Below are 14,010 nucleotides of genomic sequence, written 5' to 3' on the forward strand. Positions count from 1 at the left end.
CCTCCGCGCCGTCTACAATAGAGGTTTGCCACAAACTGGATCTTTGTCACAACGAACCAAGAGGACCGAATGTCGGAAGCAACCCAGGCAAAACCCGAAGTCAAAGCGCTAAAGTCGACGCTGAACCTCCCGCAGACCGCCTTCCCCATGAAGGCCAACCTGCCGCAGAACGAGCCCGCACGCCTCGAAGCGTGGCAGCAAGGCGACTTATACGCCCAGATCCGCACCGCCCGCGCCGGCCAGCCCAAATACATCCTCCACGACGGCCCTCCCTACGCCAACGGAGCCATCCACCTCGGCCACGCTCTCAACAAGTGCATCAAGGACTTCGTCGTCAAAACCAAGACCATGGCCGGCTTCGACGCCCCCTACGTTCCCGGCTGGGACTGCCACGGCCTCCCCATCGAGATCAAAGTCGACGAGCAGCTAGGCCGCAAAAAACTCGAGATGGATCCCATCGCCGTCCGCCGCGCCTGCCGCGAGTACGCGCAGAAGTACGTCGACCTCCAGCGCAGCCAGTTCGAGCGCATCGGCGTCTTCGGCCGCTGGAACGATCCTTACCTCACCATGAGCTTCGGCTACGAAGCCAGCATCGTCGAAACCTTCTACGACTTTTTCGAGAAAAAATTTGTCTACAAAGGCCTCAAGCCCGTCTACTGGTGCATCCACGACCGCACCGCGCTCGCCGAAGCCGAGGTCGAATACGAACAACACACCTCGCCCAGCGTCTACGTCCGCTACGCCCTCACCAGCGATCCATCGGTCATCGCCCCATCGCTCGCCGGAATAAAAGACCTCTACACCATCATCTGGACCACCACACCCTGGACACTCCCCGCGTCCCAGGCTGTAGCCTTCAACACACTCCTCGAATACGTCGCTCTCGGATGCGAAGGCGGCACCTACATCGTCGCGCAAGCGCTCATGTCTTCGGTCATCACCCACTGCCGCCTGATGAGCGCGAAGAACCCCGCCGAGCCCGCGTCCCAGGCCGACATCGTCGCCGTCTTCACCGGCAATCATCTCGAGCACGCCACCTTCCGGCACCCCTTCCTCGATCGCAGCATCCTCGGCGTCACCGCCGACTACGTCACTGCCGAGCAAGGCACCGGAGCCGTTCACACCTCACCCGCCCACGGCGTCGACGACTTCTATACTGGTCATCGCTACCACCTCCCCGAGATTCAATACGTCGACAACGCCGGCAAGCAGCGTCACACCGAGCTGAATGGCGGCCAGCCTGGCGAACCCTACGAAGGACTCACCGTCTTCAAATCCAACGCGCCCATCATCGAGCTCCTCCGCGAGCGCGGCGCACTCCTCAGCGACACCAGCTTCGAGCACTCCTACCCGCACTGCTGGCGCTGCCACAACCCCGTCATCGTCCGCGCCACCGAACAGTGGTTCATCGGCATGGAAACTCCGATGATCACCGACGAAGGCACCGTCACCACCTTCCGTCAGCGCGCCCTTGACGAGATCAAAAAAGTCGTCTGGGATCCCGCCTGGGGCGAAGAGCGCATCTCCAACATGATCGCCACCCGGCCCGACTGGTGCATCTCCCGCCAGCGCATCTGGGGCGTTCCCATCGCCGTCTTCCTCTGCGACAAATGCGGCGAGCCTCTCAACGAACCCGCCGTCAACCAGAGCATTGTCGATCTCTTCAAGAAAGAGGGTGCCGACGCCTGGTACGCGCACGAAGCCGCAGCGCTCCTCCCCGCCGGAACCGCCTGCGCAAGCTGCCATCACCAGGAGTTCCGCAAAGAGATGGACATCCTCGACGTCTGGTTCGAGTCTGGGGCAAGCTGGCACGCCGTCCTCGACCTCGAACCCGAACTCCACTCCCCCGCCGACCTCTACACCGAAGGCGGCGACCAGCACCGCGGCTGGTTCCACTCCTCGCTTCTCACATCAGTCGCCGTACGCAACCACGCCCCCTACAAGATGGTCGCAACCTCCGGCTGGACCCTCGACGAGCAGGGCCGCGCTTTCTCAAAGAGCCTCGGCAACGGAGTAGATCCTGTAGACATCGCCAAGCGTCTCGGCGCGGAAGTCATCCGTCTCTGGGTAGCCTCCGTCGACTTCCGCGAAGACGTAGCCGCCAGCGAAAACCTCATGCAGCGCGTCAGCGACAACTACCGCAAGCTGCGCAACACCCTGCGCTTCCTCCTCGGCAACATCCACGACTTCAATCCCGCGGCCGACGCCATCGCCTTCGCCAACCTGCAACCGCTAGACCAGTACATCCTCGCCCGCACCGCCGAGCTCGACGCCAAAATCCGCGCCGCGTACGACGACTTCGAGTTCCACCGCGCCTATCACGCGCTCAACGAGTACGTGAACACCGACCTCAGCGCGCTCTACCTCGACGTCCTCAAAGACCGGCTTTACACCTTCGCCCCCAACCACCCCGGCCGCCGCAGCGCGCAAACCGCACTCTGGCGCATCGCCGAAACCCTCACTCGCCTCATCGCCCCCATCCTCAGCTTCACCGCCGACGAAGTATGGGCGCTCCTCCCGCCCTCACCGAACCGAGAAGCCAGCGTCCATCTCGCGCTCTTCCCCGCCATGGCCGAGATCATCCCCGGCACCACCCGCCAGCTCGAAGAAGACTGGGACCAACTCCTCACCCTCCGCGACGAGGTCCTCAAGGTCCTCGAAGAAGCGCGCACCGCAAAGACCATCAGCAACAAGCCCTCCGAGACCCAGATCGTGCTCGGCTGGCTAAACAGCGTTGCCGAGAAACCGAACCCGGTCTTCGAGCAATACAAATCCATCCTTCCCGAGCTCTTCGGCGTAGCGCAGGTTGAAATCTCGAACGCCATCATCACCGAAGGCAACGTAGAAAAAGGAGCCTTCTACGTCCAAGCGAAACCCGCCGCAGGTTCGAAGTGCGAGCGCTGCTGGCGCTTCACCGAAGACGTAGGCCAAGAAGCCAACTACCCAACCGTCTGCCTTCGCTGCGCCGACGCTCTCGAAGCCATTCACTTCCCACCCTACGACTCACCACCGAGCAACTCAACGGAGCCGCAAGCCTGATGTCCTCACCGAACAAGACGACCTACGAAGCCGCAACGCCAGCCATCGCGACCAAACCACGCGATCAACGCGGCGTTGCGCTCGCTATTGCCGCAGCAGTCGTCATCCTCGACCGCATCACCAAACGCATGGTCGTCCAGCAGCTCCCCAACGGCCAGGCCCACACCGTCATCCCCAACATCTTCCGCATCACCGACGTCCACAACACCGGCGCCGCCTTCAGCATGTTTGCCGAATCAGCCTCGCCCACAACCGTCCGCAACATTCTCATCGCCTTCTCCATCATCGCCGCCGTCGTCCTCATCGGAATGCTGTGGCGAGCAGGGCGCGTCCTCACTCTCAGTTCCGTCGCTCTAGCACTCATCCTCGGCGGAGCCGTCGGCAACCTCTACGACCGCGTCCGCTACAGCTACGTCGTCGACTTCCTCGAAGTCCACATCGGCAGCTACCACTGGCCCGACTTCAACGTAGCCGACAGCTGCATCGTCATCGGCGCCTGCCTCCTCCTCATCGAAATCTTCCGCCCGCAACCAACTGACGCCTAAGCCTCACCCTGTACACCACTCCCTATGAATGACCAGATCACAATCCGCGGCGCACGAACCCACAACCTGAAGGGCATCGACGTCGACATCCCGCACAACGCCCTCACCGTCGTCAGCGGCGTAAGCGGTTCCGGCAAATCCTCGCTCGCATTCGACACCGTCTACGCCGAAGGCCAGCGCCGTTACGTCGAATCTCTCTCGGCCTACGCCCGCCAGTTCCTCGAGCGCATCGAAAAGCCCGACGTCGACCACATGGACGGCTTGGCCCCCGCCATTGCCATCAAGCAAAAAAACCAAACCCGCAATCCTCGATCCACCGTCGCCACCGCAACCGAGATCTACGACTACCTCCGCCTCCTCTACGCCCGCTGCGGCACCGTCACCTGCCTCCACTGCGGTGGCATCGTCAAGCACGACACCGTAGACGAAATCATCACCACCCTCTTCGCCCTACCTGAAGGCACGCGCACCCACGTCCTCTTCCCCATCATCCGCACCGAAGTAAAACTCGAGCCGATGCAGATCGCCACACCCGACGTCGAGGTCGAAGCCCCCAAGCCCAAAAAGACCGCCGCAAAGAAATCCGCGAAGTCCACAAAGCCCGCAGCGATCGAGACTCTCACCCTTACCGACGCACTCAAAGACCGCCTCACCGAACTGCGCCGCCGCGGTTACAACCGTCTCTACCAATCCGGCAAAATCGTAGAATTTTCCACCCCCGAATCTCTCCTCGAACTCGACTTCACCCAACCCATCTTCGTCCTCATCGACCGCCTCGCCATCACCCCCGAGAGCCGCGCCAGAATCGTCGACGCCATCGAGACCGGCTACCGTGAATCAGGCGAAGTCCAATTCCACACCGTTCCGCGCGAAGAAACCGAACCCGCAACGAAGTATCGATTCTCCGCAGCGTTCGAGTGCACCACCTGCCACCGCGCCTATCGCGAACCCGAACCGCGTCTCTTCTCCTTCAACAATCCCTACGGCGCATGCCCGCGCTGCCAGGGCTTCGGCAACACCATCGACTTCGATCCCAACCTCATCATCCCCGACAAGTCGAAGACCCTCGACGAAGGCGCCATCGCCCCCTGGACTACCACAAAGTACCGCCCCCACCACGGCGAAATGAAGCGTGCCGCTAAAGCCGCTGGCATCCCCACCGACGTTCCATGGTATGACCTCACACCTGCGCAGCAAGCCTTCATCGAAGACGGCAACGGCACCTTCCCCGGCATCCGCGGCTTCTTCGCCGCGCTCGAACGCAAAAAATACAAACTCCATGTCCGCGTCTTCCTCTCCAAATACCGCGGCTACGCCCTCTGCCCCGACTGCCGCGGCCAGCGCCTCCGCGCCGAAGCACGCGCCGTCTTAATCAACAACCAAAACATCTGCGAGACCAGCGCTCTCACCATCACCGCCGCGCAAACCTTCTTTGATAATTTGCAACTATCACCGGCACACTTAGAAGTAGCCGGCAAAATCCTCGAAGAAGTCCGCCAGCGCGTCCACTTTCTCCTTCAGGTCGGCCTCGATTACCTCACTCTCGACCGTCTCAGCTCCACCCTCTCCGGCGGCGAAGCCCAGCGCATCCAGCTCGCAACCTCCCTGGGCTCGCGCCTAGTCGGAGCCCTCTACGTCCTCGACGAGCCCAGCATCGGCCTCCACACCCGAGATACCGCCAAGCTCATCGGCATCATGAAAGATCTCCGCGACCTCGGCAACACCATCCTCGTCGTCGAGCACGACCCCGACGTGATCCGCGCCGCCGACCATCTCCTCGACCTCGGCCCCGGCGCAGGCGAGCTGGGCGGCCATCTCCTTGCCTCCGGCACCGTCGCCGAAGTCACCGCAAACCCAAACTCCATCACCGGAAAATATCTCTCCGGCCGCCTCACCATCCCCGTCCCCAAACACCGCCGCGAACCCGGCCGCGAGCACCTCAAGCTCACCGGCGCCCGAATCCACAACCTCCGCGGCGTCGACATCGACATTCCCCTCGGCCTCCTCTGCTGCGTCACCGGTGTCAGCGGCTCCGGCAAATCCACCATCGTCCACCAGGTCCTCTACCGAGCCCTCATGCAGTCGCTCGGGCAAACCGAAGGCGCCGATCCCGCGCACCTCTATCGCGAACTCTCCGGAACCCAGCACCTCAACGACGTCATCCTCGTCGACCAGTCCCCCATCGGCCGCACCCCGCGATCTAATCCAGTTACATATATCAAAGCCTTCGACGACATTCGCGCCCTCTTTGCCGCCCAGCCCGACGCCAAGCGCCGCAGCTTCGGTCCCGGACACTTCTCCTTCAACGTCCCCGGCGGTCGCTGCGACGTTTGCGAAGGCGACGGTACCGTCACCGTCGAGATGCAGTTCCTCGCCGACATCGAACTCCCATGCGAAGAATGTAACGGAACACGCTACAAATCCTCCATCCTCGACATCCGCTACAAAGGCAAGAACATCCACGACGTCCTCAACATGACAGTCAAGGAAGCCCTCGTCTACTTCGCCGGCCACCCCAGGATCATCGACAAACTCTACGTCCTCGACGAAGTCGGTCTCGGCTACGTCCGTCTCGGCCAATCCGCCACCACGCTCTCCGGCGGCGAAGCCCAGCGCGTCAAACTCGCCTCCCACCTCGCCACCGCACGCAGCATCACCACGCGCAGCTCCAACGACACCGCCGCCAAAGCCCGTAGCCGCACCCTCTACATCCTCGACGAGCCCACCACCGGCCTCCACTTCGACGACGTCGCCAAACTCCTCGCCGCACTCCGCAAGCTCATCGAAGGCGGCGGCTCCCTCCTCGTCATCGAGCACAACCTCGATGTCATTAAATCCGCCGACTGGGTCATCGACATGGGCCCCGAAGGCGGCTCCGGCGGCGGCCAAATCGTAGCCACCGGCACCCCCGAAGAGATCGCCGCCAACCCGCGAAGCCACACCGGCCACTGGCTCGCTCCCGTCCTCAACCTCGCCGTCCCTAAAGCCGAACCAGAGCTCCAGGTCACCGCGTAGCTCACCAACAAACTTGACGTGATGCACGGCATAAGAGAACATTTGATCCCTTCGACAAACTTATTTCCTGAAGGGCTCATAGACACAATCTGACCAGCATCGGGTCTCGGGAAGCAGTTGAAGAGAGAGCTTCCATTAGAGGAACCGCGAATGCCGAAAGCGACAAAAGCCTCGCCTGCCAAGGTTCCAACCGCCAGCAAAAAGCTCGCCGACCAGTTCACCGCGCCGCGTCCATCCGTAACCGACCGTGAAGACGCCGGAAAGCGCCTGAGAACCACCGTGCCAAGGGCAAGCCTCGCGGACAACCAACTCCCGAAGAACCGCAAAGATCCTGTCGCAATCCTCGAAGCCCAGGCGAAGACCCGGCTCCAGGAACTCGTCCCCGTCCGTTATGCCCGAATGCTGCAATCGCCCTTCGCGTTCCTACGTGGCACAGCGGCCGTCATGGCGCAGGATCTCGCAGCATCGCAAGTCACTGGCCTTTAGGTTCAGCTCTGCGGTGACATGCACGTCTCAAACTTCGCGGTCTATGCCTCTCCCGAACGCAACCTTGTCTTCGGCATCAATGACTTCGACGAGACAATCCCCGGACCGTGGGAGTGGGACCTGAAACGGCTCGCAACCAGCGCCGTCGTCGCCGGTCAATTCATCGGAAAAGATCATGCAGACTGCGAAGCCTACAGCCGCGCAATCGTCAGCTCCTACCGGCAACGTATTCGTGAATTCGCCGAAATGGGCTATCTGGCCACATGGTATTCCGTCATTCACGAAGACGACATCCTCGCAGCAGCGCCGCCGCAATTTCTGGGCAAATGGAAGAAGGCCATTAACAAGGCAAAGAAAGGATCACACCTCCAGGTATTGGAGAAGATGACGGACCTGGTCGACAACAAACAACGAATCGTTGAAAACGCTCCGTTCGTCGTGCGCGAGACAAAGACGGACCAAGGCTTGCCGATTCGCGAAGCTCTAGGACTGTTCCTCGAACAATATCTCGCTTCACTGACCGAAGACCGAAGACAACTCGTCTCACGCTATCAGGTCGTGGACGTGGCCCGAAAGGTAGTCGGTGTGGGCAGCGTCGGCACACGTTGTTGGATAGGATTCATGCGAGGCAAGGACGAAGGCGATCCGCTCTTCCTGCAATATAAGGAAGCTCAGGAGTCCGTACTCGCACCGTACCTGAAGGCACCCAAATTCCAGAACGAAGGCCTTCGCGTAGTGTCCGGACAACATCTGATCCAGGGCTCTTCAGACATTCTTCTGGGATGGGGATTCTTCAACAAAACCAGCTTCTACGTTCGTCAGCTACGAGATATGAAAGGCAGCTACGACTTCGACCCCGCAACCACGAACCACAAAGGGATGGAAGCATACTGTCGCTTGTGCGGTTGGGGTCTTGCTCTGGCGCACGCCAAATCGGGAGACGCCGCAACCATCGCAGGCTACCTGGGCAAGACCGACGAGATCGACGAAGCGCTTACCAAATTCGCTTTCTCTTACAGCGAACGAAACGAGCGCGACTACGACAAACTCAAAGAAGCAGCGCGCACCAAGCGAATCAAAGTCTCTGAAATCGCCTGAACTCTCTAATTTTTCGCCTTTACGCAGTCCATCCCTCGACGAGCCTGTTATCGTGTAGGCGATGAGAAAGAAGAAGACGACCACCGCCAACGCAATTCGGCAAGCGGAACTGATTCTCAAGCTGTATGAACTACGGCGAGAGACCGTCATGCGGGAAGCTCGCTCCTATGTAGGCGGCGCGTTTCTTCCCGCATCCGCGAGCGAATTCATCCAAATCGTGAGCGCAGGCGACAAGCAAAGCAGCTTCGTTCTTCAGGTGTATGGATACTGGCAGATGGTCGCCGCCTTTGTAAAAAGCGGTGCCCTCGATGCCGAGCTGCTCTACGACACTTGCCCTGAGATGTACTTCCAATACGCCAAAATTCAACCCTACCTGGCCCAGTTTCGCCAGGAGATGGACCTGCCCGAGTTTGTGATAAACGTCGAACAACTTGTAGAAGGATCACGGACCGGCCGCAAGCGTCTCGAATCCATGCAAAAGGGCCTGGCAGCCCTCGCCGAAACACGAAGCCGTCCTCCAATCAAGTCACGCGGGAAGAAAGCCAGTCTTCCCAAAACATGAGCGCCGGGGTAAAAATAGATCACATCGCGCCGCGTTAGCGCGTGACGGGGCGCAGTAAAAGTAAATACCTCCGCATTCTAATTCCAAACATCAGAAGCTTTGTAGGTGACACACGCTGGATCGGACCTTAGAAAATTTCTTTGTGAAGGGGAACCCTCCATGCCTGAACTTATGAGGAAATCGGCGCGTCTGCCGTGGATTGGTGTCCGGTCCGGTTGTGATCGGAGCGTAGCGCTACAACACAAACTGATGCTTGGCATAATCAGTGCAACGCTGGGCGCCATGCTTCAAGGTTGCACAGCAGGCAAAACTCCTTCTCAGGGAGAGACCAGTCTGGCCGATGCCGCTAAAGACGTTGCCATTCCCTTGGAGGCAGGCAAGATGAACAATCCCCTGCCCGAGACGGACGAAGTTGTGAGCCAGGGCCGCGAGGTGTTTCTCGGGTCGTGCGCCCAATGCCACGGAGCGGATGCGCGCGGAGACAGTGACCTCGGGCGCAACATGACCCCGCCCGCCATGGACCTGACCTCCGCTCACGTGCAGCACTGGAACGACGCTGAACTGTTTTGGATCATACAGAACGGAGTTCGCCTCACTGGCATGCCCGCCTGGAAGTCGCGCATCTCAGACAACGACACTTGGAAGCTTGCACGTTTCATCCACAACCTTCCCCGCGTCGGCGCTGCGTCCGCCTCCACAACTCTCCCGTCACAGGGACAAGCTGTCGTTTCCGCACAGGACAAATACACCCTCAAAGTCCCGAATGGCCTCGCGTTCGCTGAGTTCAGAGGATACGAAGGCTGGCCGGTGATCGCCATCAGCCATAACGGAGGCGCAGTCGCTGCCATCCTCGGAAACCCTGCAATGATCGATGCCTATAAGGCAGGAATTCCCGGTAACGGCAAGCCCTTTCCGGATGGCGCCAGGATGGCGAAGGTCCATTGGGTCGCGAAAGTCGATGCCGGCGAGCCCGGTGCACCCACGGTGCCAGGCGTCCAGCATGACGTAGACTTCATGGTGAAGGACAGCAAAAGGTTCGCGGACAGCGGCGGATGGGGTTACGGCGTCTTCGAGTTCGACGCCGCTTCCGGCAAGTTCAGACTCGGCAACTTAGGTGACAAGCCACCGCAGGGGAACGACGCCAAGTGCGGGTTCGCGTGCCATACGGCAGTGAAGACAAAAGATTACGTTTTCACGGCTTACGGTCAAAGGTGATGGCGTAGGAGCAGAGTGTTCTTATTGTTCTCGTGCAGAAGCTGTTGCCGATGCACGAAGCCGTCCTCCAATAAAGCCAAGCGCGAAGAAATAGCTCCAACCCATAAAAGTGACAACCGGTTCATCGGACCAAAGCCCCCGACTGTTGCGGGCAGCGGAGTTCGATACGAAACTCAAGCTTGGCGGGCGAAAGCAGCGTCTGCTAATCTCGCTGACGGCGCCCACGTGTTTCAAATCCAGATATTTTTCGTTGCTCGCTTATGTCGGATGGATAACAGATTGCAAGACTCACATCAACGGTTGCGAAAACGTTTAGTTATTAGTAGATATTGAAATGCACGATGTTCGAACAGTAGTCTTATGAATGTGAACTCACCTGCTCTGACAGCACGAGCGAAGAGCCTGATTGCCGGAAATAGCGAGATGGCCGATCGCATTCGAGCACACCATTGGAGCGCGACACCACTGGGCCCAATAGAGGACTGGTCCGAGACACTCGTCGCGACCGTCAACCTCATGTTGCATTCGCCATTTCCAACGATCCTCTCGTGGGGGCCGGAGATGGTGTTCCTTTACAACGATGCGGCAATCCCTACCCTGGTAGGAAAGCATCCGACCGCTCTCGGCGGACTATACCGCGATGTCTTCCATGAGGCTTGGAACCTCGTCAGTGCCGATCTGGAAGCCTGTTTCTACCAGGGCGTGACGGCGGTCCGGGACAACATGTTAATTCCCATCTTCCTGAATGGAGTCCTGGAGGACCATTACTGGAGCTATTCCCTTATCCCGGTCTATGAAAACGCCAGCATCGCAGGCGTCTACGACGCTTACCGCAACACGACCGAGATCGTGGTGGGAGCTCGCAGGCTTCGCGAAAGTGAAACAAGGCTGAAGCTGGCAACCGAGGTGGCAAAGCTTGGAGTGTTCATGTGGGACACTCTTGAAGATCGCGGTGTCTGGGAAAATGACCGCATGTACGAGATCTTCGGGCGCTCGCGCGAAGATGGTCCCATCAACGGCACCGCATTCATCAACGAGGTGGTGCATCCCGACTACCGGCAAGCATTTCGAGAGGCTACAGAATCGACGTTGCAGAATGGAGTGCCATTCCAGTTCGAGGGAATGATCTCGCTTCCGGATAAGACTCTGCGTTGGATCGAGGCTTGTGGGCAACTCCAACCAAAGATGCATGGTTCAGCCGGCCAGATCCTCGGCACCATACGCGACATCACGGAGATCAAGATAGGCGAGGAGGCACTGCAGAATAGTTCCAAGCGCGTTTATGAACTCGCGGCAATCGTCGAATCCTCCGACGATGTGATCTTGAGCAAAGATCTCAATGGCATAATCACCAGTTGGAATGCCGCTGCCAGACGCGTCTTCGGCTATTCGGCAGAGGAGATGGTTGGCTCGTCGATTCTCAAGCTCATTCCCGATCATCTCCACTCCGACGAGAAGACCATCATCGAAAGCATTCGCGCCGGTAAGCGAGTCGAACACTTCGAGACTGTGCGTCTTACAAAGAGCGGCCGCCTGATCGACGTCTCGCTCACAATTTCTCCGATCAGGGATGATCTTGGACGAGTCATTGGAGCCTCCAAGATTCTCCGCGATATCTCAGGACGCAAACGGATCGAACAGTCCTTACTGCAGTCAGAAAAAATTGCCGCAACAGGACGCATGGCGGCGACGATCGCACATGAAATCAATAATCCCCTCGAAGCAGTGATGAATCTGCTCTACCTCCTCCGCCCGATGATTACCGACCCCGTCGGCATCAACTACCTCAGCTCCGCCGAAGACGAACTTGGCCGCGTCTCGCACATCGCGAAACAGACGCTCGGCTACTACCGTGAACACGCCTCGGCAAGCAACGCCTCGCTCACAGAGATCGCTCTCCACGCGATCACGATCTACGAACCGCGCTGTAAAATTGCCGGTATCGAGATCAGGACAGCGCTCCTTTCGTCGGCCAAAATTGTCTTGCGCCGCGGCGAAATGATGCAGGTGATCTCGAATCTGATCGCGAACTCGATCCACGCGATGCCATCAGGCGGCGTTCTTTCCATCTCGGTCGAGGACTCGAAAGGTTCACCCGACGGGATTGTGCTGACCATCCAGGACGATGGTGTGGGGATCGCGCCGGAGCATCTGCCGAAGGTGTTCGACGCCTTCTTCACGACCCGCAGCGCCATAGGAACCGGCATTGGACTGTTTGTCGCGAAGCAGTTTATCGAAGGGCACGGAGGCAAGATCGAAATTGAAAGTAAGAGCGACACGGAGAACCACGGTACTGCGGTTCGTATCTTTCTGCCGAGGGCTACTGCGTACCACGGCAACCGAAAGTAGTGCCAGGATCTCCGGTCTTCTGGACTTTCAATGGCTTCACGAGCAGCCCAGTGTCCATTGAATTCGAACTACGAAGTCATAAGGCACCGATGGTCCGCAAATCGGCGGTTACACCCACAATAAGATGCGTCCGCCCATAGAGTTTCGTAACAGCCTCCGGCCGCGCCTTCTTGACTGATCTGTTACTCTTAAATCAGAGAAAAGCTGTCGAAGCCCGGCCATCCAGGCCGGGCTTCCGCACTTAAGAAACCACAGGAAGTCCAAACCTAAAGTATCGGGATCGAATACTTTGCACACTTTAGGGTAGGAGGGGGAGTACCGGCAATGCACCACGCAGGAAGCAAGAAACGAGCGCACCGAAGTTTGCTCTATCGCGCTGTCTCCGCCTTTCCGGCTTATTTATTTTGCGCCCTCGTGCTCGCCTCCGGGTCTATCAACGCACAGCTCCCGGCAGGAGCCATCGACACCACCGCTCCCCCGAAGACCGCACCCCAGGATCCCCTCCGCACCCAGGCCAACGAAGCGCTCGACAAGCAGGACTACCCCACCGCCCTCAAACTCCTAACCCCCCTCGCCGAAAAATCTCCCACCGACGCCCACCTCCTCTACGATCTCGCCTTCACCCAGGACGCACTCGACCAGATCACAGCCGCCGAGGCCACTTATCGCCGCGCCATCGCCGCCGACCCCACCTACTTTGATCCACACCTCGCCCTCGGCCTCCTCCTCGCCCGCGGTGGCCGCCTCACCGACGCCCACGCCGAACTCCTCAAAGCCACCACCCTCAACACCGACAACCCAGCCCTCAAAGGCCGCGCCTTCCGAGCCCTGGCCCGCATCGACCAGACCGCCAACCCCGCCACCGCCAGTGACGAACTCCTCTCCGCCATCAAAATCACCCCTGAGACCGGCGACGATATCCTCCTCTCCGGCGAACTCGCCGAAGCCTCCGGCGACACTACCGCCGCCGAGCTAGCCTACCGCCGCCTCCTCGCCGTCGACCCACAAAATCATGACGCCACCGCAGCCCTTGCACACCTGCTCGCCCGCCAGCAAAGACCCGACCAGGCAGAATCCCTCCTCACCGCCTCCCTCGCCAAAGATCCCGACAACCCCATCCTCAACGCCCAGTTAGCCAGCCTTTACGAGCAGCAGGGAAAAACCGCCCAGGCCATCCCCCTCGCCGCGAAGCTCCACGCCGCCCACCCGGACGACGCCAATCTCACCCGCCTCTTGGCTCGCCTCTACACCCGCGATCAGCAATACGACCAGGCCGCTCCCCTCTACGCCTCACTCTTAACCAAATCCACGCAGGATCCCACCCTGCTCGACGACAGCGCCGACGTCCAGATCCACCTCAAAAACTTCGCCGAAGCCGAAGCCCTCCTCAAGCGCGCCATCGCCCACCCCGAAGCCTTCCCGAACCAGGACGATCTGGCCCAGGCCGCCAGCCATCTCGCCTTCGCCGCCTCCGCCAACAACGACCCCACAACCACCTTGCAAGCGTTAGATATTCGTGGTAGAGTGCAGCCACAGTCGCCGTCGTCCTTATTCCTTGCGGCTACTGCGCATGACAAACTGCACCACACCAAACAGGCGACCGACCTGTACAAACAGTTCCTCTCCGTGGCAAACGGCCAATTTCCGGATGAGGAGTGGGAGGCCCGCCACCGCCTCGTCACCCTCGCAAACATGAAGTAG

At 59.6% G+C, this 14,010-nt stretch carries 7 protein-coding genes and 1 pseudogene; all 8 read left to right on the plus strand.

Features of this window, described 5'->3' with window-relative positions:
* The first annotated feature begins 69 nt into the window (after positions 1-69).
* The 8 genes and pseudogenes from ileS (at position 70) to HDF14_RS21925 (ending at position 14,010) form a co-directional block, all read left to right on the plus strand.
* A complete protein-coding gene (gene ileS / locus HDF14_RS21890; protein WP_183980880.1) occupies positions 70-3,039 on the plus strand; it encodes an isoleucine--tRNA ligase in 2,970 nt (989 codons plus the stop codon).
* Positions 3,039-3,584 carry a signal peptidase II gene (gene lspA / locus HDF14_RS21895; RefSeq protein ID WP_183980881.1) on the plus strand — a complete coding sequence of 182 codons (546 nt, stop codon included), beginning with the start codon at positions 3,039-3,041 and terminating at the stop codon, positions 3,582-3,584. The genes ileS and lspA overlap by 1 nt, the downstream gene beginning before the upstream one ends.
* Positions 3,585-3,608: 24 nt before the next feature.
* Entirely contained in the window at positions 3,609-6,599 is a 2,991-nt protein-coding gene (gene uvrA, locus HDF14_RS21900) for an excinuclease ABC subunit UvrA (RefSeq protein WP_183980882.1), read from the plus strand.
* A 150-nt stretch (positions 6,600-6,749) separates the two neighbouring features.
* Positions 6,750-8,183 (plus strand): annotated as a pseudogene (locus HDF14_RS21905) (DUF2252 domain-containing protein).
* A gap of 61 nt (positions 8,184-8,244) precedes the next feature.
* Complete coding sequence (locus tag HDF14_RS21910; RefSeq protein WP_183980883.1) at positions 8,245-8,745, plus strand: DUF4760 domain-containing protein; 501 nt, start codon at positions 8,245-8,247, stop codon at positions 8,743-8,745.
* 381 nt (positions 8,746-9,126) lie between these two features.
* Complete coding sequence (locus HDF14_RS21915; RefSeq protein ID WP_221304813.1) at positions 9,127-9,960, plus strand: cytochrome P460 family protein; 834 nt, start codon at positions 9,127-9,129, stop codon at positions 9,958-9,960.
* Positions 9,961-10,320: 360 nt separating this feature from the next.
* Positions 10,321-12,309, plus strand: a complete 1,989-nt coding sequence (locus HDF14_RS21920) for a PAS domain S-box protein (protein ID WP_183980884.1) — start codon at positions 10,321-10,323, stop codon at positions 12,307-12,309.
* 324 nt (positions 12,310-12,633) lie between these two features.
* Complete coding sequence (locus HDF14_RS21925) at positions 12,634-14,010, plus strand: tetratricopeptide repeat protein (protein WP_183980885.1); 1,377 nt, start codon at positions 12,634-12,636, stop codon at positions 14,008-14,010.

The organism is Tunturiibacter gelidiferens (assembly GCF_014201335.1).
GTDB lineage: Bacteria > Acidobacteriota > Terriglobia > Terriglobales > Acidobacteriaceae > Edaphobacter > Edaphobacter lichenicola_E.

Bases quoted from the DNA above. Each gene is read 5' to 3' on its own strand.
- ileS (WP_183980880.1), top strand. From the start codon at position 70: ATGTCGGAAGCAACCCAGGCAAAACCCGAAGTCAAAGCGCTAAAGTCG.
- lspA (WP_183980881.1), top strand. From the start codon at position 3,039: ATGTCCTCACCGAACAAGACGACCTACGAAGCCGCAACGCCAGCCATC.
- uvrA (WP_183980882.1), top strand. From the start codon at position 3,609: ATGAATGACCAGATCACAATCCGCGGCGCACGAACCCACAACCTGAAG.
- HDF14_RS21910 (WP_183980883.1), top strand. From the start codon at position 8,245: ATGAGAAAGAAGAAGACGACCACCGCCAACGCAATTCGGCAAGCGGAA.
- HDF14_RS21915 (WP_221304813.1), top strand. From the start codon at position 9,127: ATGAACAATCCCCTGCCCGAGACGGACGAAGTTGTGAGCCAGGGCCGC.
- HDF14_RS21920 (WP_183980884.1), top strand. From the start codon at position 10,321: ATGAATGTGAACTCACCTGCTCTGACAGCACGAGCGAAGAGCCTGATT.
- HDF14_RS21925 (WP_183980885.1), top strand. From the start codon at position 12,634: ATGCACCACGCAGGAAGCAAGAAACGAGCGCACCGAAGTTTGCTCTAT.